This is a genomic window from Pseudoxanthomonas sp. GW2 (assembly GCF_000283075.1).
Classification (GTDB): Bacteria; Pseudomonadota; Gammaproteobacteria; order Xanthomonadales; family Xanthomonadaceae; genus Pseudoxanthomonas.
The window spans coordinates 25,469-46,011 of sequence record NZ_ALIP01000022.1 but is presented as its reverse complement, the minus strand read 5'-3'; the positions used below and the strand labels follow the sequence as shown (position 1 = coordinate 46,011).

General features: G+C 70.9%; 19 protein-coding genes. 7 read left to right on the top strand and 12 right to left on the bottom strand.

Annotated elements, in window-relative coordinates; all coding sequences use genetic code 11:
• Positions 1–20 precede the first annotated feature (20 nt).
• From B351_RS0102010 to dnaA, 6 genes are all read right to left on the bottom strand, one after another.
• Positions 21–824 (bottom strand): M48 family metallopeptidase, encoded by an 804-nt coding sequence (locus B351_RS0102010; RefSeq protein ID WP_026010244.1) that lies wholly within the window; start codon positions 822–824, stop codon positions 21–23.
• A 73-nt stretch (positions 825–897) separates the two neighbouring features.
• A complete protein-coding gene (locus B351_RS0102005) occupies positions 898–1,719 on the bottom strand; it encodes a CPBP family intramembrane glutamic endopeptidase (RefSeq protein WP_019397388.1) in 822 nt (273 codons plus the stop codon).
• Complete coding sequence (gene gyrB / locus B351_RS0102000) at positions 1,712–4,150, bottom strand: DNA topoisomerase (ATP-hydrolyzing) subunit B (protein WP_019397387.1); 2,439 nt, start codon at positions 4,148–4,150, stop codon at positions 1,712–1,714. Before gyrB ends, B351_RS0102005 begins: the two co-directional genes overlap by 8 nt.
• 75 nt (positions 4,151–4,225) lie before the next feature.
• Positions 4,226–5,356 (bottom strand): DNA replication/repair protein RecF, encoded by a 1,131-nt coding sequence (gene recF / locus B351_RS0101995; protein ID WP_019397386.1) that lies wholly within the window; start codon positions 5,354–5,356, stop codon positions 4,226–4,228.
• A gap of 82 nt (positions 5,357–5,438) precedes the next feature.
• Positions 5,439–6,539, bottom strand: a complete 1,101-nt coding sequence (dnaN, locus tag B351_RS0101990) for a DNA polymerase III subunit beta (RefSeq protein WP_019397385.1) — start codon at positions 6,537–6,539, stop codon at positions 5,439–5,441.
• A 276-nt stretch (positions 6,540–6,815) separates the two neighbouring features.
• Complete coding sequence (dnaA, locus tag B351_RS0101985) at positions 6,816–8,153, bottom strand: chromosomal replication initiator protein DnaA (RefSeq protein ID WP_019397384.1); 1,338 nt, start codon at positions 8,151–8,153, stop codon at positions 6,816–6,818.
• Between the two features lie 242 nt (positions 8,154–8,395).
• Here dnaA and rpmH point away from each other — a divergent pair, with 242 nt between their 5' ends.
• From rpmH to B351_RS0101960, 5 genes are all read left to right on the top strand, one after another.
• Entirely contained in the window at positions 8,396–8,536 is a 141-nt protein-coding gene (gene rpmH / locus B351_RS0101980) for a 50S ribosomal protein L34 (protein WP_019397383.1), read from the top strand.
• Between the two features lie 53 nt (positions 8,537–8,589).
• Positions 8,590–9,027, top strand: a complete 438-nt coding sequence (gene rnpA / locus B351_RS0101975) for a ribonuclease P protein component (RefSeq protein ID WP_050992112.1) — start codon at positions 8,590–8,592, stop codon at positions 9,025–9,027.
• 14 nt (positions 9,028–9,041) lie between these two features.
• Positions 9,042–10,730 (top strand): membrane protein insertase YidC, encoded by a 1,689-nt coding sequence (gene yidC / locus B351_RS0101970; RefSeq protein ID WP_019397381.1) that lies wholly within the window; start codon positions 9,042–9,044, stop codon positions 10,728–10,730.
• A gap of 91 nt (positions 10,731–10,821) precedes the next feature.
• Positions 10,822–12,156 (top strand): tRNA uridine-5-carboxymethylaminomethyl(34) synthesis GTPase MnmE, encoded by a 1,335-nt coding sequence (gene mnmE / locus B351_RS0101965; RefSeq protein ID WP_019397380.1) that lies wholly within the window; start codon positions 10,822–10,824, stop codon positions 12,154–12,156.
• A gap of 124 nt (positions 12,157–12,280) precedes the next feature.
• Entirely contained in the window at positions 12,281–13,282 is a 1,002-nt protein-coding gene (locus B351_RS0101960; protein ID WP_019397379.1) for an energy transducer TonB, read from the top strand.
• A gap of 76 nt (positions 13,283–13,358) precedes the next feature.
• Here the strand turns inward: B351_RS0101960 and B351_RS0101955 are convergent, their stop codons facing one another.
• From B351_RS0101955 to B351_RS0101925, 6 genes are all read right to left on the bottom strand, one after another.
• On the bottom strand, positions 13,359–14,540 hold the full coding sequence (locus tag B351_RS0101955; protein ID WP_019397378.1) for an ABC transporter permease: 1,182 nt from the start codon (positions 14,538–14,540) through the stop codon (positions 13,359–13,361).
• Positions 14,537–15,283, bottom strand: coding sequence for an ATP-binding cassette domain-containing protein (locus B351_RS0101950; protein WP_019397377.1), 747 nt, complete (start codon positions 15,281–15,283; stop codon positions 14,537–14,539). Before B351_RS0101950 ends, B351_RS0101955 begins: the two co-directional genes overlap by 4 nt.
• Before the next feature lie 31 nt (positions 15,284–15,314).
• Complete coding sequence (locus B351_RS0101945) at positions 15,315–16,832, bottom strand: alpha/beta hydrolase (RefSeq protein WP_019397376.1); 1,518 nt, start codon at positions 16,830–16,832, stop codon at positions 15,315–15,317.
• A gap of 41 nt (positions 16,833–16,873) precedes the next feature.
• Positions 16,874–17,071, bottom strand: a complete 198-nt coding sequence (locus tag B351_RS0101940; protein WP_019397375.1) for a helix-turn-helix transcriptional regulator — start codon at positions 17,069–17,071, stop codon at positions 16,874–16,876.
• Between the two features lie 13 nt (positions 17,072–17,084).
• The gene (locus tag B351_RS0101935) at positions 17,085–17,672 is read right to left on the bottom strand and encodes a hypothetical protein (RefSeq protein WP_019397374.1); all 588 of its coding nucleotides are present in this window, start codon (positions 17,670–17,672) and stop codon (positions 17,085–17,087) included.
• A gap of 259 nt (positions 17,673–17,931) precedes the next feature.
• Complete coding sequence (locus B351_RS0101925) at positions 17,932–18,693, bottom strand: ferredoxin--NADP reductase (RefSeq protein ID WP_083852373.1); 762 nt, start codon at positions 18,691–18,693, stop codon at positions 17,932–17,934.
• A 98-nt stretch (positions 18,694–18,791) separates the two neighbouring features.
• Between B351_RS0101925 and B351_RS0101920 the strand changes: the two genes are divergently transcribed.
• Both B351_RS0101920 and B351_RS0101915 read left to right on the top strand, forming a co-directional pair.
• The gene (locus B351_RS0101920; RefSeq protein ID WP_019397371.1) at positions 18,792–19,742 is read left to right on the top strand and encodes an ABC transporter ATP-binding protein; all 951 of its coding nucleotides are present in this window, start codon (positions 18,792–18,794) and stop codon (positions 19,740–19,742) included.
• Positions 19,739–20,539, top strand: a complete 801-nt coding sequence (locus tag B351_RS0101915; protein ID WP_019397370.1) for an ABC transporter permease — start codon at positions 19,739–19,741, stop codon at positions 20,537–20,539. The genes B351_RS0101920 and B351_RS0101915 overlap by 4 nt, the downstream gene beginning before the upstream one ends.
• The last annotated feature ends 4 nt before the right edge of the window (positions 20,540–20,543 follow it).

Here is a 20,543-nt window from a genome sequence, read left to right as displayed (position 1 = left end):
CGGATGTTAGGAAGACGTTATCAGCCGCAACGCGGCGTTCGGCCCGCGTTGCGTGCTGCCTGGTAGGTCCCCTGCAGGGTCGGCGCCCGCTGGCGCAGGCTGGCAATCCGGTTCTGCGGGTCGGGGTGGGTGGACAGCCATTCCGGCTGGCGGCTGCCGGCGGCATCGATCATGTTCTGCCACAGGTTGACCGCCTCGGCCGGGTCGAAGCCGGCCTGGGCCATGAGCTGCTGGCCGATCTGGTCCGACTCGGCCTCCTGGTTGCGCGAGAACGGCAGCAGCAGGCCCAGCTGGGCCAGGGTGCCGCCGCCCTGGGTGATGGCCTGGGAGGCGCCGTCGCCATAGCGGGCACCGGCGACCGCGCCGAGCAGGCCCAGCACGCCGGAGGTGGCGGCCTGGCGCGAGACGCGCTCGTTGGTGTGGCGGGCGTAGACGTGGCCGATCTCGTGGCCCAGCACCGCCGCCAGCTGGTCCTGGTTCTTCGCCACCTTGAACATGCCGGTGTGCACGCCGACCTTGCCGCCCGGCAGGGCGAAGGCATTGGGCGTGTCGTCGACGAACACCGCGGTCTCCCACGGCAGCGAGCGCCACTCCGCCGGCAGCTGCGCGACCAGCGCCTGGACCACGCACTGCACGTAGGCCGACTGCTGCCCGCCGGAGAGGGTCTGCTGCTTGGCCTTCATCTCGTTGAAGGCCTGGGCGCCGACCTGGTTGAGCTCGGCGTCCGAATACGCCATGTACTGTTTGCGGCCGGTCGGCGAGGTGGTGGTGGCGCAGGCGGCCACGACCACCGCGATTGCGGCGGCAAGCATCCACTGTCTCATTGTGATCCCGCCCTTGCTGGTTCCACGGGAAAGTGTGTTCGCGGGGGGCTTAACTTTTCGTCAAGCACGCGGCTCAGGCAAGCCCGTGCACCAGCAGCGCCAGGCCGTTGTTGGCCGCATGCGCGGCGATCGGCGCCCACAGCGTGCCGCTGCGCCAGTACAGCCAGGCGAACACCGCGCCCATGCCGCTGTACACCGCCAGCAGCATGGCCACCGCCAGCGGCGGGTTGGCGCTCACCCCGGGGACCTCGTGCATCAGCGCGAACGCCAGGCTGCTGAGCACCACGCCCAGCCACGGCCGGCCGCCGTCCAGGAAGCGCCCGAACAGCACCCGGCGGAACAGCAGCTCCTCGTAGGCCGGGGCCAGGACCACGGCGAACAGCACCAGGAACACCGGCCAGCGCCGCGCGGCCTCGTCCACCAGGGCCAGGTTCGAGGGGACCGGTTCGGCACCGGTCAGCGAGATCAGCCAGCTGGCCAGCGAGCTGCCGGCGAACACCAGCACTCCGGCGCCCAGCGCACGGACCCAGGTGCGCGGACTGCGCGCCGCCTGCCACGACCACTGGCGCTGGTGCGCGGTGGCCGGCCGGCGCCAGAAGTACAGCACCAGCGCCGCCGCGGACATGCCCAAGATCGCCGCCAGCATCTGCACCAGCGCGCCGGGTTCGCCGACCGCGCGCGCCAGGCTGGCGGCGTCGGCGCTGCCGCCAAGCGCGGGCATGGCGGAGAAGGCGCGCCAGGCGCCCCAGGCCATCATCACCGCGAAGGTCACGGCCAGCAGCACGCCCACCGCCACCACCAGGTCCAGGGCGAACGCGCCCAGCACCCGCGGCAGCCGCGCGGTCGGGACCGCGCCGGCGGCATGCGCCGGCGGCGCCGGGGCCGGTTCAGACATCGAGGTTGGCGACCTTCAGCGCGTTGTTCTCGATGAACTCGCGGCGCGGCTCGACCACGTCGCCCATCAGCGTGCTGAAGATCTGGTCGGCGGCGACCGCGTCCTCGATGCGCACGCGCAGCAGGCGGCGGGTGTCCGGGTTGACCGTGGTCTCCCACAGCTGCTCGGGGTTCATTTCGCCCAGGCCCTTGAAGCGCTGGATCTGGCGGCCCTTCTTGGCCTCCTCCATCAGCCAGGCCTGGGCCTCGGCGAAGCTGGCCACCGGCTGGCTGCGGTTGCCGCGGATCACCTGCGCGCCCTCGCGCACCAGGCCGTGCAGCAGCACCGCCGCATCGTGCAGCGGGCGCAGCTCGCCGCTCTCGAAGATCGACAGCGGCAGCACCTGCTGCACTTCCTCGCCCATGTGGCGGCGGGTCAGGCGCAGCGCGGCCGGGCGGTCCTCGGCCGCCGGCAGCAGCTCCAGGCCGAAGCGCGGGGTGCCGAGCTTGCCGCGGTTGAGGCGCGCTTCCAGCGCCTTGAGTTCGGCCGCGCCTTCCGGGTTGCGCGCCAGGTGCTCGGTGTCCAGCGGCGCGAAGTCGACCAGCGCCTCCAGCAGCAGCGGGTCGAAGCGGTGCGCGCTGCGCTGGATGGTGTCGCGCGCGGCCGAATAGGCCAGCAGCAGCTTCTCCAGCGCCTCGCCGGTGATCGGCGGCTCGCCCTCGGCCGGGACCAGTGCGGCGCCGTCGACCGCACTGCTGGCCAGGTAGGCGTCCAGCGCCGCGTCGTCCTTCAGGTACAGCTCCTGCTTGCCCTGCTTGACCTTGTACAGCGGCGGCAGGCCGATGTAGACGTGGCCGCGCTCCAGCAGCTCCGGCATCTGCCGGTAGAAGAACGTCAGCAGCAGGGTGCGGATGTGGGAGCCGTCCACGTCCGCGTCGGTCATGATGATGATGCGGTGGTAGCGCAGCTTGTCGGGGTTGTACTCGTCCTTGCCGATGCCGGTGCCCAGCGCGGTGATCAGGGTGCCGACCTCGGCGCTGGAGAGCATCCGGTCGAAGCGCGCGCGCTCCACGTTGAGGATCTTGCCGCGCAGCGGCAGCACGGCCTGGTTCTTGCGGTTGCGGCCCTGCTTGGCCGAGCCGCCCGCCGAGTCACCCTCCACGATGAACAGTTCAGATAGCGCGGGATCCTTCTCCTGGCAGTCGGCCAGCTTGCCGGGCAGGCCGGCGATGTCCAGCGCGCCCTTGCGGCGGGTCAGTTCGCGCGCCTTGCGCGCAGCCTCGCGGGCGCGGGCGGCGTCCACCACCTTCTCGACGATGACGCGGGCTTCCTGCGGGTGCTCCTGCAGGAATTCCTCCAGGCGCGCGCCGAACACGGCTTCCACCGCCGGCTTGACCTCCGAGCTGACCAGCTTCTCCTTGGTCTGGCTGGAGAAGCTGGGGTCGGGCACCTTCACCGACAGCACCGCGATCATGCCTTCGCGCATGTCGTCGCCGGAGAAGCTGACCTTGGCCTGCTTGGCCAGGCCGTTCTGCTCGATGTAGTTGGTCAGGGTGCGGGTCAGCGCGGCGCGGAAGCCGGCCAGGTGGGTGCCGCCGTCCTTCTGCGGGATGTTGTTGGTGAAGCAGAACATCGTTTCCTGGTAGGCGTCGGTCCACTGCAGGGCGACTTCCACCACGATGCCGTTCTGCTCGCCGCTGACCGAGATCACGTTCGGGTGCAGCGGGTTCTTCAGCTGGGCCAGGTGCTCGACGAAGCTGCGGATGCCGCCTTCGTACTGGAACACGTCCTGGCGGCCCTCGCCGCGCTCGTCGACCAGGGTGATCTTCACGCCGGAGTTCAGGAACGAGAGCTCGCGCAGGCGGCGCGCCAGCACCTCGTAGTGGAACTCGACGTCGGTGAAGATCTCCTGGGCCGGCTTGAAGCGCAGGCAGGTGCCACGCTTGTCCGAAGGCTCCAGCTGCTTGAGCGGGTACAGCGGCTCGCCCAGGGCGTATTCCTGCTGCCAGTGGAAACCGTCGCGCCAGATGTCCAGCCACAGGTGTTCGGACAGGGCATTGACCACCGACACGCCCACGCCGTGCAGGCCGCCGGAAACCTTGTAGCTGTTGTCGTCGAACTTGCCGCCGGCATGCAGCACGGTGAGGATCACCTCCGCCGCCGAGCGCCCCTCCTCCTTGTGGATGTCGACCGGAATGCCGCGGCCATTGTCGGAGACGGCCACCGAGCCGTCCTCCAGGATCCGCACCACGATGTCGTTGGCGTAGCCGGCCAGGGCCTCGTCGATCGAGTTGTCGACCACCTCGAACACCATGTGGTGCAGGCCGGTGCCGTCATGGACGTCGCCGATGTACATGCCCGGGCGCTTGCGCACGGCCTCCAGGCCCCGCAGCACGGTGATCTTGCTGGAGTCGTAAGTACCTGGGGTGGAGCTGGGAGTCTGTTCGCTCATGCCTTCGCCGCAATCGGAAGCCAGGCCGCACGCCTTGCGGGCGACCGGGTGGCTGTGGGGTGACGGTCGATTATATCAGGCCGGGCCACCCGGCCCGGGACCGCCCTGCCCGGCCCGGATTTGGCCCCGTTCCACGTGGAACACGTGGATGGGCAGCGCGGTATGCCCGGCCAGCACGGCTGGCAGTTCGGTGGCCGTCACCAGCACCTGCACGCCGGGTTGGGCCTCGAGGAAGGCCAGCACCCGGTGCTGGTGGTCGCGGTCCAGTTCCGAAGGCAGGTCGTCCAGGGCCATGACCGGCCAGTGCCTGCGCCGGGCCGCGAAATCCACCGCCTGGGCCAGCAGCATGGCCAGCGCCGCCAGCTTGGTCTGCCCGCGTGACAGCGCTTCCCTGCCCGGCAGTCCGGCCAGCCGCAGGCGCCAGTCGGCGCGATGCGGGCCGACGCCGGTGTAGCCGAGGGCACGGTCGCGGTCGCGCCCCAGCAGCAGCGCATCGGCCAGCGACAGCTCGTGCCGGCGCCAGCCGGGCTGGAACTCCAGGCCTTGCAGGGGCAGCGAGGCCGAAAGCCGGGCAGCGACATCCAGCAGCCGGGGTTCCAGCGCGGCCAGGTAACCCTCGCGGAATCCGGTCAGGAGCTCCCCTGCCTCGGCCAGCTCGTGGTCCCAGGCATCCAGCTGGGCATTGCTGCCACCGGACTTGAGCAGCGCATTGCGCTGGCGCAGGGCGCGGGCGTAGCGCCGCCACGGCAGGAGGAAGTCGTGTTCCACGTGGAACAGACCCCAGTCCATGAAACGCCGGCGGTTGTCGGCGGCGCCGGAAATCAGGGCGTGGCTACCGGGATCGAAGGTCACCACGGCCAGTGCCGCGCACAGTTCGCCCAGCTGCGGCACGTCGCGGCCATCCAGGCGCCCGGTCCAGGCGTCGCCGGAATGGCGCAGGCCGGCGCGGCGCAGCGCGGGCACGCCGACCGCGTCGGCCTGCTCCCATTCCACAAATACTTCCAGCGCCTCCGCCTCGTGGCGGACCAGGCCATCACGCACCCGGCCGCGGAAACTGCGGCCATAGGCCATCAGGTGCAGGGCCTCCAGCACCGTGGTCTTGCCGGCGCCGTTGGCGCCCAGCACCAGATTCAGGCCGGGGCCCGGCTCCAGTCCGGCCTCGCCAAAGCGGCGGAAATCGCGCAGCTGCAGCCGGGTTACCCGCATGGCACCGGATTTCCCAATGCAAGACGCCCGGCATCGGCCGGGCGTCGTACAGGTTCCACGTGGAACACGGCGGTTTCCACGGTCAGAGGCGCAGCGGCATGACCACGTGGCGGCAACGGTCGCTGCCGGCCTCGCGCACCAGCGCCGAGGAGTTGGCATCGCGCAGGGCCAGCACGATGTGCTCATCGCGCAGCGCGCCCAGCGCATCCAGCAGGTAGTTCACGTTGAAGCCGATCGCCAGGCCGTCGACCTTGGTCTCCGCCTCGACCTCTTCCTGGGCCTCTTCCTGCTCCGGATTGTGCGCGTTGATGCGCAGCAGTCCGGGCGAGATCTCCACGCGCACGCCGCGGTACTTCTCGTTGGACAGGATCGCGGCGCGCTGCAGGGCGGCACGGATGACCTCGCGGTCGACCTTGACCTCCTTCTCCGCGCCAATCGGAATCACCGCCTCGTAATCCGGGAAGCGGCCATCGATCAGCTTGGAGGTGAAGCTGACATCGTCGCGCTTCACCCGGATGTGGCTGCGACCGATTTCCAGTTCCAGGGTGCGGTCGCCGCCTTCCAGCAGGCGCTGCAGCTCGGTCACGCCCTTGCGCGGGACGATGATCTGGCGCTTGGTGCCCACCGGCTGCTCCAGCGGCGCTTCGCACAGGGCCAGGCGGTGGCCGTCGGTGGCCACGCAGCGCAGGATCTGCTCGCGCAGGTCGAACAGCAGGCCATTGAGGTAGTAGCGCACGTCCTGCTGGGCCATGGCGAAGGCGGTGCGCTCGATCAGTTCCTTGAGCGCCGCCTCCGGAACGCTGATGCGCTCGGTGGCTTCGACCTCGTCGACCGAGGGGAAGTCGTTGGCCGGGAGCGTGGCCAGCGAGAAGCGGCTGCGTCCTGCCTGCACCGTGACCTTCTCGCCCGAGAGGCTGATGGTCACCCGACTGCCGTCCGGCAGGGCACGCACGATCTCGAACAGCTTGCGCGCCGGGATCGTGATCTCGCCGTCCACCGCGTCTTCCACCGCGGCACGGGCAATCATCTCGACCTCCAGGTCGGTACCGGTCAGCGAGAGCTGCCCGTCCTGCACCTGGACCAGGAAGTTGGCGAGAACCGGCAGGGTCTGCCGCCGTTCGACCACGTTGACGACCTGGGCCAAAGGCTTGAGCAGGGCTTCGCGCTGGAGAGTGAAACGCATGGGATTCCGTGCCTCTACGCTTTTAAAGAGATGTGGAATAAATCTGAAAGCGGTGGTGCTGGAGGGCGCCGAAGCCTGTGGAAAACTATAGCAACCCGTTGTTTTTGAAAACTTTTCCTGGAGGACAAACCTTGCGGGAAAGTCTCCGGGCGATCCGGGACAAGCTGTGGATGGTTTTGGGGGTTGGATTCTGTCCCCGGGTTATCCCCAGCCTGCCCCCGTTTTCCGCCCAATTTACCCCAGCTCGGTCCACCGCAGCCGCCGGCCGCGGACGGATCACTCGCTGAGCTTGCGGATCAGCTTGTCCCAGTCCTCGCGCAGCTTGCCGTCGGTCTCCATCAGGGTCCGGATCTGGCGGCAGGCGTGCAGCACGGTGGTGTGGTCGCGGCCGGCGAAGGCGTCGCCGATCTCCGGCAGCGAGTGCTCGGTCAGTTCCTTGGTCAGGGCCATGGCCACCTGCCGCGGGCGCGCCAGCGAACGGGTGCGGCGCTTGGACAGCAGGTCCTTGACCTGCAGCCCGTAGTAGTCGGCCACGGTCTTCTGGATGTTGGGGATGCCGATCGCCTGCTGCTGGGCGCGCAGCAGGTCGCGCAGGGTCTCCTGGGCGAACTCCACGGTGATCGCGCGGCCGGTGAAGTTGGCGCGCGCGGCCAGGGTGTTGAGCGCGCCTTCCAGGTCGCGCACGTTGGAGCGCATCTTCTTGGCCAGCAGGAACGCGACCTCGTCCGGCACCACGGTGCCGCGCTCGCGCGCCTTGGCCAGCACGATCGCCGCGCGGGTCTCGAAGTCCGGCGGGTCGATCGCCACCGACAGGCCCCAGGCCAGGCGCGACTTCAGCCGCGGCTCCAGGCCGTCCACCTCGCGCGGGTAGCGGTCGCAGGTCATGATGATCTGCTGCCGGCTGTCGAACAGCGCGTTGAAGGTGTGGAAGAACTCTTCCTGGGTGCGGTCCTTGCCGGCGAAGAACTGGATGTCGTCGATCAGCAGCGCGTCGATCTGCTGGAACTGGCGCTTGAACTGGTCGGCGGTCTTCTCCTGCAGCGAGCGGAAGAAGGCGTTGTAGAACTGCTCCGAGCGCAGGTACAGCACGCGCGCGCCCGGGTTGAGGCGGCGCATCTCGTTGCCGGCGGCGAACATCAGGTGGGTCTTGCCCAGGCCGGTGCCGCCGTACAGCAGCAGCGGGTTGTGCGCGCGGTCGCCCGGCTTCTGCGCCGCCTGCCAGGCCGCGGCGCGGCCGAGCTGGTTGGAGCGGCCCTCGACGAAGTTCTCGAAGGTGTAGTGCGGGTCCAGGTTGCCGTTGAACGGCTCGGCCGGGGCGCTGGCGCGCGCCGGGGCCGGCCCGGCGACCGCGGCGGCAGCCGGCACCGGCTCGGCCGGCTTGGGCCGCGAGCCGATCTCCAGGGAGACGTTCAGGTGCCCGGCGAAGTGCTGGGCCAGCTCGCGGATGCGCGCCAGGTAGCGGTCGCGCACCTGCTCGACGATGAAGGCATTGGGGGCATAGAGGACGACGCTGTCGGGGCGCTCCTCGGCCTGCAGGGGTTTGAGCCAGGTATGGACGTCCTCGGCCGGAAGTTCGGCTTCGAGGCGTTCCAGACAGCGGGGCCAGGCATCCATCGGAAAGGCAAAGCTCGTCGGGCGGTGGCCGCGCCGCCGCAAGCGTCGCCGGGCCACCGCATGGGTCGGGTCGGGACGCGCCAGCCTACCATCCGGGCCCGTCTTTTCCCACTGTTATCAACAGGGCATCCACAGGCGCGCGCGCGGCCCGGCGCAGGAGGCATGCACGCGAACTTGACCGAAGTGCCCGCGCTCCCTACACTTTCCGGTTCTTTCGCCCCATTACCGAATCGAGTGCCGCCATGGCCACCAAGCGCACCTTCCAGCCCAGCAACCTCAAGCGCAAGCGCGACCACGGCTTCCGTGCCCGCATGAAGACCGCCGATGGCCGCAAGGTCCTGGCGCGTCGTCGTGCCAAGGGCCGCAAGCGCCTGAGCGCCTGATTCGCCTCGCGGCCCCATCTTCCGGACCCCGGGCCGCTGCGATCTTCCGCGAGATGACCACGGACCCGCGCGCGCGATTCCCTCGCAGCGCCCGGGTCCGTTCGCGCGTGGAGTATTCCCGCGTGTTCGAGGGCGGCCGCCGCCTCGGCGACGCCCTGCTCGGCCTGCACTGGTTGCCCGGCGACGGCGAGCCGCGCCTGGGCCTGGCGGTGTCGCGCAAGGTCGATCCGCGCGCGGTCGGCCGCAACCGGATCAAGCGCGTGCTGCGCGACGACTTCCGCCACCTGCGCCTGCATCTGGCGCCTGGCGATTACGTGGTCGTGGCCCGTCCGGGCGCGGCGCGCGCCGGCAACGGGCAGCTCCGGCAGGCGTTCCAGCGCCTGCTGCGCAAGGCCGGCGCATTGCCGGGCCCGGCCCGCGGCGGCACAATGCCGGCGCCTCCTCCTTCCGCTTCTCCCTCCGATTCCTTGCCGGACCTTCCCTCCGGCTGAGCCTGCCTGCCCTGATGAACCAGACCCGCGTATTCCTGATCCTCGCCTGGCTGATGGTGGCCGTCCTGCTGTGGATGGAATGGGGCAAGGAGCAGGCCGCACCGCCGGCCTCCGCGTCCGCCCCCACCACCGCCGTGGCCGAGGAGGCGGTGCCGCAGCCGGTGGCCGCGGTCCCGGCCGACGGTTCGGTCCCGGCCGCCACCGCGCCGGCCCCGGCCGTGGCCGCCACCCCGGCGGCGGCGTCCGCGCAGCGGGTCACCGTGAGCAGCGACGTGCTGCGCCTGGTGCTGGACGGCGGCAGCGTGGTCCAGGCCGACCTGCTGCAGTTCCCGCGCAGCCGCACCGGCGATGGCACCCCGGTGCGCCTGTTCGACGCCGACCCGACGCATTTCTATGCGGCGCAGAGCGGCTGGGTCAGCGCCAGCGGCGGCGCCCCCACCCACCTGTCCGGCTTCGTCCCGGCCGAGGCGCAGCGCGAGTACGCGCTGGCCGAGGGCGCGGACACGGTCGAGGTGCCGTTCCTGTGGCAGGGCGACAACGGCGTGCAGATCCGCCGCACCTACGTGCTGTCGCGCGGCGACTACGCGGTGACCGTGCGCGACGAGGTGGTCAATGCCGGCAGCGCGCCGTGGCAGGGCCAGGTCTACCGCCAGCTGGTGCGCAAGCCGCCGGTGATCGAGCGCGGCTACACCAGCCCCGAGTCCTTCAGCTTCAACGGCGCCGCCTGGTACGACGGCAGCTACGACCGCCGCAAGTTCGACGAGGACTACCTGGAGGACGGCAAGCTCAACCTGCAGGCCAGCAACGGCTGGGTGGCGATGCTGCAGCACCACTTCTTCAGCGCCTGGCTGCCGGCCGGCCAGCAGGCGGCGGGCACGATCTCGCTGGACAAGGTGGGCGACCGCGCGCTGGTGCGCGAGGTGGCCAACCCGCTGGTGGTCGCCCCGGGCAGCTCCGCCACCGCCGAGGCGCGCCTGTACGTCGGTCCGAAGCTTGTGTCGCAGATCCGCGCCCAGGGCGTGCCCGGCCTGGAACGCGCGGTGGACTACAGCCAGTTCACCATCCTCGCCCTGCTCGGCGAAGGCCTGTTCTGGGTGCTGAGCCACCTGTACGACCTGTTCGGCAACTGGGGCTGGGCCATCATCGGCCTGGTGGTGGTGGTCAAGGCGCTGATGTATCCGCTGTCGGCCGCCCAGTACAAGAGCTTCGCCAAGATGCGCAAGTTCCAGCCGCGCATCCAGCAGCTGAAGGAGCGCTATGGCGAGGACCGCCAGAAGTTCCAGATGGCGATGATGGAGCTGTACAAGAAGGAGAAGATCAACCCGATGGGCGGCTGCCTGCCGATCCTGGTGCAGATGCCGGTGTTCCTGGCGCTGTACTGGGTGCTGGTGGAGTCGGTGGAGCTGCGCCACGCGCCGTGGATCCTGTGGATACAGGACCTGACCGCGCGCGATCCGCTCTTCATCCTGCCGGTGATCAACGTCGCGGTGATGTGGTTCACCCAGAAGCTGCAGCCGGCCGCCGGCATGGATCCAATGCAGCAGAAGATGATGCAGTTCATGCCGCTGGTGTTCGGCGTGATGATGGCCTTCTTCCCCGCCGGCCTGGTCCTGTACTGGGTGACCAACGGCGCGCTGGGCCTGCTGCAGCAGTGGTGGATGATGAAGCGCCACGGCGAGCCGGCGCCCAAGGCCGCCAAGTAAGCTTCCAGGGAACCCGCCGCCAGGCGGGTTTCCTTTGTCCGCCGCCTGCGCCGCGGGAGAATGCGGACGCCCCGTCCCGTTTGCGACCGCCATGACCGCGTCCGACACCATCGCCGCCATCGCCACCGCCCCCGGCGCCGGGGGCGTGGGCATCGTGCGCCTGTCCGGGCCGCGCGCGCTGGCCATCGCCGCCGCCCTGTGCGGGCGCGAGCCGGCGCCGCGCCGCGCCCTGCGCGCGTTCTTCCGCGAGGCCGATGGCGCGGTGATCGACGACGGCATCGTGCTTGCCTTCCCCGGCCCGCACAGCTTCACCGGCGAGGACGTGGCCGAGCTGCAGGCGCATGGCAGCCCGGTGCTGCTGCAGCGCCTGGTCGAGCGTTGCCGCGAGCTGGGCGCGCGCCAGGCGCGGCCGGGCGAGTTCAGCGAGCGCGCCTTCCTCAACGGCAAGCTCGACCTGGTCCAGGCCGAGGCCATCGCCGACCTGATCGCCGCTTCCGACCTGCGCGCCGCGCGCGCCGCGCGCCGTTCGCTGGAAGGCGCGTTCTCGCGCCAGGCCGAGGACATCGCCGCCGAGCTGCTGCGGCTGCGGATCCACGTGGAGGCGGCGATCGACTTCGTCGACGAGCCGATCGAGACCCTGGGCCTGCCCCAGGTGGCCGCCGGCCTGCAGCGGCTGCGCGCCGCGCTGGAGCAGCTGCTGCAGCGGGCCGAGCGCGGCCGCCGCCTGCGCGACGGCCTGCACGCGGTGCTGCTGGGCCGGCCCAACGCCGGCAAGAGCTCGCTGCTCAACGCCCTGGCCGGCGACGCCCGCGCGATCGTGGCCGACGTCGCCGGCACCACCCGCGACGTGCTGCGCGAAGTGGTGCGGATCGACGGCCTGGAACTGCTGCTGGCCGATACCGCCGGCCTGCGCGAGGGCGGCGACGCGATCGAGCGCGAGGGCATGCGCCGCGCCCGCGCCGAGGTCGCGCGCGCCGACCTGGCCCTGCTGGTGCTCGACGCGCGCGACCCGGAGCCGGACCGCGCGCTGCTGGAGGAAGTGGCGCGCGAGGTGCCGCTGAAGCTGTGGATCCACAACAAGGCCGACCTGCTGCCGGCGCCGCCGGCCGGCGACGGGGCGCTGTACGTGTCGGCGCTGACCGGACAGGGCCTGGACGGGTTGCACGCGGCCCTGCGGCGGCTGGCCGCCAGCGGTGCGCCGGAGGCGGCCGAGGGCGAGTTCAGCGCGCGCGCCCGCCACCTGGAGGCGCTGCGCCGTACCCTGCAGGCGGTGGACGCCGCGGCCCTGGAGCTGGAGGCCGGGCAGCTGGAGCTGGCCGCCGAACAGCTGCGCCTGGCCCACGACGCGCTGGGCGGCCTCACCGGCCGCCTCACCGCCGACGAACTGCTGGGCCACATCTTCTCCAGCTTCTGCATCGGCAAGTAGGCGCGCCGGCGCGGCCGACGAACGCTTGTGCGCGGCCGACGCGCGGTTGACAATCGGGGACATACGGCGCGATACGGGGAGCCGTATTCCGTAGTCAAACGGGTTCCACCACGGGGGAGTACAGATGACCTTGACGATTCCGCCGGGTTCGCGGTTCGTGGCCTGCCTGCTGCTGGCCGCCGCACTCGGTGCATGTTCCAAGCAGGAAGAAACCGCCGCCGGCGCCAGCGCCGGGGCTCCTTCCGCCCAGGCCGGGGCCGAGGCCGCGCCGGCGCCGGCGGTGGCCGCCAAGGTCCAGGGGATGGGCGCGGAGGAATTGCGCGAGCTGGCCACCCGGGCCCTGCGCGAGAACCGCATGTATGCCCCGGCCGGCGACAACGCGATGGAGTACTACCTGGCCCTGCGCGACAAGCTGCCCGACGACGCCACCGTCGCCAGCGCGCTGACCGACCTTATGCCGTACACCGTGATCGCCGCCGAGCAGGCGGTGAACCGCGAGCAGTTTGACGAGGCCCAGCGCCTGGTCGGGCTGATCGAGAAGGCCGATGCCGGCAACCCGGCGCTGCCGCGCATCCGCCAGAGCATCTCCAGCGGCCAGCAGGCCGTGGCCAAGCGCAGCGAGGCCGAAGCGGCCCGCGCCCGCGCCGAGGCCGAGGCGCGCCAGGTCGCCGAGCGCCAGCGCATCGCCCAGCAGCAGGCCGCCGAGGCCGAGGCGGCGCGCCGGCTGGCCGAACAGCAGGAAGCCGCGCGCCTGGCCGCCGAGCGCGAGGCCGCCGCCCGCCGCGAGGCCGAGCAGCGCGAAGCCGCCGCCCGCCAGGCCGCCGCGCAGCAGCAGTCGCGCCCGGCGACCACCCAGCAGGCCCCGGCGCCGCGTCCGCTGCGCCCGATCAGCATGCCGGCTCCGCGCTACCCGCCCGACGCCCTGCGCGCCGGCACCTCCGGCGAGGTGCTGGTGGAGTTCACCGTCGGCACCAGCGGCGAGGTCACCGACGTGCGCGTGGTGCGTTCCAACCCGCCGCGCGTCTTCGACCGCGAGGCGATGAACGCGGTGCGCCGCTGGAAGTACGAGCCGATCGATGCTCCGGTCACCACCCGCCGCACCCTGGCCTTCACCCCGAACGAGTAAGCGCGCGGGACAAGGCCAAAGGAAAGGCCCGGCAAGCGCCGGGCCTTTTCCGTTTCCGCCGGTGGATGGCGGTGCCTCAGGTGGAGATCGCCAGCTTCTCCTGGCGGTAGCGCAGCACCGCCGCGCCCCACAGCAGCAGGGCCAGGCCCAGGCTGCAGCCGAGGTAGATCGCCCACTCCCGCGGACTCACCGCCTCGGAGCGGATGATCCGCAGCAGCATCTGGTTCTGCGCCAGGAACGGCACCGCGAACTGCCAGGCCTCGGTCTTCACCGGGTTGGCCATCAGCACCAGGCTGGGGATCATCGGCAGCAGCATCAGCCAGGTGATGTGGCTCTGCGCCTCCTTCAGGCTCTTGGCCGAGGCCGCCAGCAGGGTCAGCAGCGAGGTGCCGACCAGCAGGATCGGCAGCAGCACGAACAGCATCTTGGCGATCGCCAGCATCGACACGTCCATCTGCCGGGTGATGCCGGTGGCCATCAGCGCGGAGGACTTCAGCGCCAGCAGCGACAGCAGCAGCGTGGCCAGGCCGAGGATGCAGGCGGCCGCGATCTTGCCGCTGACGATCGCCCCGCGCGCGGCCGGGGTGGCCAGCAGCGGTTCCAGCGACTGCCGCTCGCGTTCGCCGGCGGTGGCGTCCAGCACCAGGGCCATGCCGCCGAGGAAGCCGGTGAGGATCATGAAGTACGGCAGGATGAAGGCCAGCACCCGGCCGCGCCTGGCGGCGTCGGTGGCCACGTCGCGGGTGCCCGGGTTGAGCGCCTGCGCCACCGAGGCATCCACGCCGCGCGCCAGCAGGCGCAAGGCGCCGACCTGGGCGCCGTAGGCGCGCAGCGCGCCCTGCACGCGGCTGGCGGGGATGGCCGAGTCGCGCTGGGTGGTATCCACCAGCACCTCCACCAGCGCGGGGCGGCCGGCGCGCCAGTCCGCGGCGAACTCCTCGGGGATGTGCATGCCCACCTCAACCCGCTGCTCGCGGATGGCCTGCTCCAGGTCCTCCGGCGCCGGCACCGCGCGGATGCCCTGGGTGGCGAGGAACGCCACCAGGTTCGGTGCGCGCTCCAGGCCGATGGTGGGCACCTCCAGCTCCTTCTCGCTCTGGGTGCGCAGCTTCTTCTCGGTCAGCGCGCCCATGCCCAGCATGATCGCCGGGAACAGCAGCGGTCCCATCACCAGGGTCAGCACCAGGGTGCGGCGGTCGCGCAGGATGTCGCGCAGTTCCTTGCACATCACGATCCACATGGTGGTCAGCGCGTTCATGCCTGCAGGCCCTCCCCGGAACCGATCACCTTGACGAAAGCATCTTCCAGGCTCGCTTCGCCGGTCTGCGCGCGCAGCTCGTCGGCGGTGCCGGCGGGGACCACCTGGCCCTTGGCGATGATGACGATGCGGTCACACAGCGCCGCCACCTCCTGCATGATGTGGCTGGAGAAGATCACGCAGCGGCCCTCGTCGCGCAGGCGGAACAGGAACTGGCGCATGGCGCGGGTGGTCATCACGTCCAGGCCATTGGTCGGCTCGTCCAGGATCACGTTGCGCGGGTCGTGCACCAGGGCGCGGGCGATCGCGGTCTTGGTGCGCTGGCCCTGGGAGAAGCCCTCGGTCTGGCGGTCGAGGATGTCGTCCATGTCCAGCGCCGCCGACAGCGTGGCGATGCGCTCGGCGGTGCGTGCGGCGGACATGCCGTGCAGGCGCGCGAAGTAGGCGATGTTCTCGCGCGCGGTCAGGCGCTTGTAGATGCCGCGCGCGTCCGGCAGCACGCCCAGGGCGCGGCGCACCGCCATCGGGTCGCGCGCCGGGTCGATCCCGTCGACCTCGATCTGGCCGCGGTCCGGGCGCATCAGCGTGTAGAGCATGCGCAGGGTGGTGGTCTTGCCGGCGCCGTTGGGGCCGAGCAGGCCGGTGATCTGGCCGTCGCGGGCCTCGAAGCCCACGCCGGACACGGCCTGCACCGTGCCGGTGCGGGTCCTGAAGCTCTTGTGGAGGTCTCGGGCGACGATCATCGCTGAACTCCGTGGTGGTGGTCGTGGCGCATCAGGGCTCCCATCCGTTGAAGCTGGTGAAAGGGGGGACGTAACTCATGCTCGCCAGGCAGGACGCATCCAGGGCCTTGGCGTCGGCGCTTTCGATGAACTGCCCGAGCAGGCGCGGCATGCAGCCCAGGCCCAGGGTGCCGTGGCCCTGGCCCTGCAGCACCAGGTGGCGGCCGTTGGGCAGGCCCTGCAGCACGCGCTCGGCGTAGCGCGGCGGGGTGACCGGGTCCATCTCGCCGGACAGCAGCAGCGCCGGGACCCCGGACTGCAGCGGCGCGGTGAAGTCGTCCGGGCGCGTGCCGTGCGGCCAGGCCTCGCAGGCGGCGAAGAACATGCGCGCCACCTGCGGTCCCAGCAGGGTGCCTTCGGCGCTGGCGGCCGCCTCGTGCTGGCGGTCGGCGTCCTCGGCGCAGATCACCGACCACTGCATGCCGACCGCCATCTGCTGGGCGGTGCCGCGCGCCATCAGCTCCGACAGCGACTTCAGCGGCGCGTAGCGCCCGTGCGCGGCCTCGTCCAGCACCAGCGGCAGCAGCGCCGCGGTCTGCGGCATGTACGAGAACATGAAGGCCAGCCCGGTGACGGTGCCGGCGTCGACCCGGCCCTTGAGGCTCTCGCCGCTGGCCGGATCGCGGTACTCGACCTCCACCGGCGCCTGCTCCAGGCGCCCGACCAGCTGCCGCAGCTGCGCCTGCGGATCCTGCGGGAAGCGCTCCGCGCATGCCGGCAGCTCGCGGCAGCGCCCGGCCTGCAGCGCCAGCGCGTCCTCGAAGGTGCGCGCGAATTCGCCGCCGACCACCAGGTCGTTGGGCGCCACGCCGTCGAGCACGATGCTGCGCACGTGCTGCGGATGGCGGCGGGCGTAGTGCTGCGCCACCCGGGTGCCGTAGGACGCGCCGACCAGGTTGACCTGCTCGGCGCCGATGGCACGGCGCACCGCCTCCAGGTCGGCCACCGCCGCGGTGGTGGTGTAGAAGCGCGGGTCGGCGCGGTCGGCGACCTGCGCCGCGCATTCGCGCGCCAGCCCGACCACGGCGGCGAAGGCGGCCTCGGTGTCGCGCGGATCCAGCCCGTCCAGCGAGCCACGCTCGCATTGCAGGAGGTTGGAACCGCCGGTGCCGCGCTGGTCCACCAGCACGACGTGCCGCTGCCGGCGCACCTCGGCAAAGGCCGGATCCAGCAGCGGCCACACCTGCAGCGCCGACTGTCCCGGGCCACCGGCGAGGAAGAACACCGGGTCCGCGGCATCGGCGCCGTCCTCGGTGGGCGGCAGCCAGGCGATGTTGAGCGCGATCCGGCGGCTGCCGGCATCGTCCGGGTCCTCGGGCACCTCGTAGCGGGTGCAACGCGCCTGCACGCTGCGGCCGGCCACGCCGCCGGCCAGGGTGCACGGCTCGAACACCAGTTCGCCGTAGCGGTTGTCGTCCTGCGGCGGGGCCGGGGTGGCGCCGCCGCCGCAGCCGGCGAGCGCGAGCGCGGTGGCTGCGGCGAGCGGGATCAGTGTCTTGCGGGTCTTCATGGGATGGGCCCGTTCAACGAAGGGTGGAAGGGATGCGGCGCTCAGGCCTCGTCGGGGACGAACACGTCCTCGATCCGGCGCCCGAACAGCCGCGCGATGCGGAACGCCAGCGGCAGGCTGGGGTCGTACTTGCCGGTCTCCAGGGCGTTGACCGTCTGCCGGGACACCTCCAGGCGCTCGGCCAGTTCGCCCTGGGACCAGCCCCGTTCCTCGCGCAGCGCACGCAGGTGGTTCTTCATCGCCCGGTACCGGTCACTGGTAGCGGCGCATGACCAGGAACTTGGCCACGCCGTAGGTGGCGCACAGCAACGGGAACACCCAGATCATCACGGCCGCGGCGGGCAGATCGATGACCTTCGCGGCCTGGAGGAAGCCGCCAGACATGTACAGCAGCGCAACCAGCGCCGTGGCGATGCTCACCGCTTCCAGCTCGATGCGCTGCTGCATCTCGTCCGCGTCGCGGATGTAGCGCACCATCGCGCGCAGCACGAAGGCGATGGGCGGCACCGGCAGCAGCGCGACCAGTGCCCGTAGCGGGCCTTCCGGCCCACCGTCCCTGAGCACGGACACGGTGGCCACCACCATGACCATGTACGCAGCCATCGCCAGCAGGATTTCCCGGGTGTAGCGCCGGCGCAGGTCGGCCGGAGCCGCCTCGTACAGGGCCGGCAGGCGCCAGCGGATCAGGCCGCTGGCCAGCGAACCGACGCCGATGCTGACCAGCATCACCGAGGCGATGTCGGCGATGCGCTCCGGCAGCAGCGGCTTGGCCGCCAGGCCGAGCGCGATGGCGACGATCCCGCCGAGCAGCCAACCAACCGCGGGTTTCAGTGCGTCCATGGGGCCCTGCTCCGCAGTGCGCTGGCGAAGGCGGAAACAACGCCCTCCTTCGAAGCGGCCCCGGCGATGCCGGCGCCGACGAAAGCCAGGCCGATGCCGGGGAATCCGATGCCGCCGATGTGCTTCCTGCCGGGCATGTCCACTCCCTGTAAAGCGTGCTTGACAGGTGGACGATAGGGCCGTCCCCCGGGCCTGTCAAGTACCCTTTACAGCAGCGTGCAGGCGCCGGCGGCAGGGCCGCACATGGGCACCCGCGGCATCACTTGTTGCTGACGTACTTCTCCCGGCGGATCTGCGCCGCCCCGAACCCCATGCCCTTCAGCGCCTCGAAGGTCGCGTCCACCATCTCCGGGTTGCCGCACAGGTAGGCGATGTCGCGCGCCGGATCCGGGACGAACTCCGGCAGCTGCTGCTGCACGTAGCCGTGGCGCACGTCCGCATGCGCATGCGGGGAACCCGTCCCGGGCAGCTCGCGCGACAGGCATGGCACGTAGCGGAACTGCGGGTGCGCGTCGGCGAACGCGCGGAAGTCGTCGGCGTACAGCAGCTCGCCGGGCGTGCGCGCGCCGGCCAGCAGCACCACCTCGATGCCGCGCTCGGCGATCAGCCCGGCCAGCACCGGCAGCATCGAACGGTACGGGGTCACGCCGGTGCCGGTGCCGATCAGCAGGTAGCGCGCGTTGCGGTCGCCGGGCATCAGGCAGAAGCGACCGTAGGGCCCGCTGGCGTTCACCCGCCCGCCGATCTCCAGGGCCTCGAACAGCGCGGTGGCCGCGCCGCCGGGGACGTGGCTGACCGCGATCTCCACCGCCTCGCCCGGGCCCATCGCGTGGTCGTGGATGGTGGCCAGGGAGTAGCTGCGCCGCGCCGGCGTGCCATCGGCGTAATCGAAGTGGATCTGGATGAACTGGCCGGGCACGAAGTCCAGCGGTTGGCCATCGTCGCGCGCCAGCACGTAGTGGCCGATGGTGGGCGCGAGCATGCGGCGCTCGACGAGGCGGAGCGGGAACTGGACGGGCACGGTATTCGTTTCGGGACAGTGTGTGCCGGGCGGCTTCCCGGCTGCGACCTATAATAGCCGCAGCTCCGTGCAAGCGCCTTCCAGGCGCGAAAGGCCTCATGACCCCACACTCTCCCGAGGCAGCGGCTCCGGCGCTGCGCGTACGCGAACTGCGCAAGACCTACGGCAACGGCGTGGAGGCGCTCAAGGGCGTCTCCCTGGACGTGGCGCCGGGCGACTTCTTCGCCCTGCTCGGCCCCAACGGCGCCGGCAAGTCGACCCTGATCGGCATCGTCAGCTCGCTGGTCAACCCGACCAGCGGTAGCGTCGAGGTGTTCGGCACCGACCTGGTCTCGCGCCGCAGCGAGGCCATGCGCCTGGTCGGCCTGGTGCCGCAGGAAATCAACTTCAACCTGTTCGAGCAGCCGTACGACATCCTGGTCAACTACGCCGGGTTCTACGGCATCCCGCGCGAGGAGGCCGGCCCGCTGGCCGAGCAGGAGCTGCGCCGCGCCCACCTGTGGGACAAGGCGCGGGTGATGAGCCGCACCCTGTCCGGCGGCATGAAACGCCGGCTGATGATCGCGCGGGCGATGATGACCCGGCCGCGGCTGCTGATCCTGGACGAGCCCACCGCCGGCGTGGACATCGAGATCCGCCGCGACATGTGGCGCGTGCTGCGCGAGATCAACGCCGCCGGCACCACCATCATCCTCACCACGCACTACCTGGAGGAAGCGGAGAGCCTGTGCCGCAACCTCGCCATCATCGACCGCGGCACCATCGTCGAGCAGGGGCCGATGCGCGCGCTGCTGGCCAAGCTGGACGTGGAAGGCTTCCTGTTCGACATCGACGGCGAGCTGCCGGCCCGGCTGCCGGAGATCGAGGGCACCACCCTCGTGGCGCTGGACGCCCACACCCTGGACCTGGACATGCCCCGCGCCATGGACCTCAACCGCGTGTTCGCCGCGTTCGACGCGGCCGGCATCCGCATCCGCTCGATGCGCACCAAGAGCAACCGCCTGGAGGAGCTGTTCGTGCGGCTCACCGGCCAGAAGGAGGCCGCATGAGCAGCACGCCGCTGGCATCCAGGTCGCCGCGCGCCGCCAACTGGGTGGCGCTGGGCACCATCGTCCGCCGCGAGGTCAACCGCATCCTGCGCATCTGGGGCCAGACCCTGGTGCCGCCGGCGATCACCATGACCCTGTACTTCCTGATCTTCGGCGGCCTGATCGGCTCGCGGATCGGCGACATGGGCGGCTACAGCTACATGGAGTTCATCGTCCCCGGCCTGGTGATGATGAGCGTGATCCAGAACAGCTACGGCAACATCTCCTCCTCGTTCTTCGGCGCCAAGTTCGGCCGCCACGTCGAGGAGCTGCTGGTCAGCCCGATGCCCAACTGGGTGATCCTCGGCGGCTACGTGGCCGGCGCGGTGCTGCGCGGCCTGATGGTCGGCGCGATCGTGCTGCTGATCGCCATGTGCTTCACCAAGGTGCGCATCCCGCATCCGCTGGTCACCCTGAGCACGGTGCTGCTGGGCGCGACCATCTTCTCCCTGGCCGGCTTCGTCAACGCGGTCTACGCGCGCAAGTTCGACGACATCGCCATCGTCCCGACCTTCATCCTCACCCCGCTGACCTACCTGGGCGGCGTGTTCTATTCGGTCAAGCTGCTGCCGCCCTGGGCCGAGGCGGCCACCCACGCCAACCCGATCTTCTACATGGTCAATGCCTTCCGCTTCGGCCTGCTCGGCAGCACCGACGTGCCGCTGTGGGTGGCCTATGCGCTGATGCTGGGCTTCGTGGCGGCGCTTTCGGCGGTCTCGCTGCTGCTGCTGCGCCGTGGAGTTGGCCTGAGGAGCTGAGTCC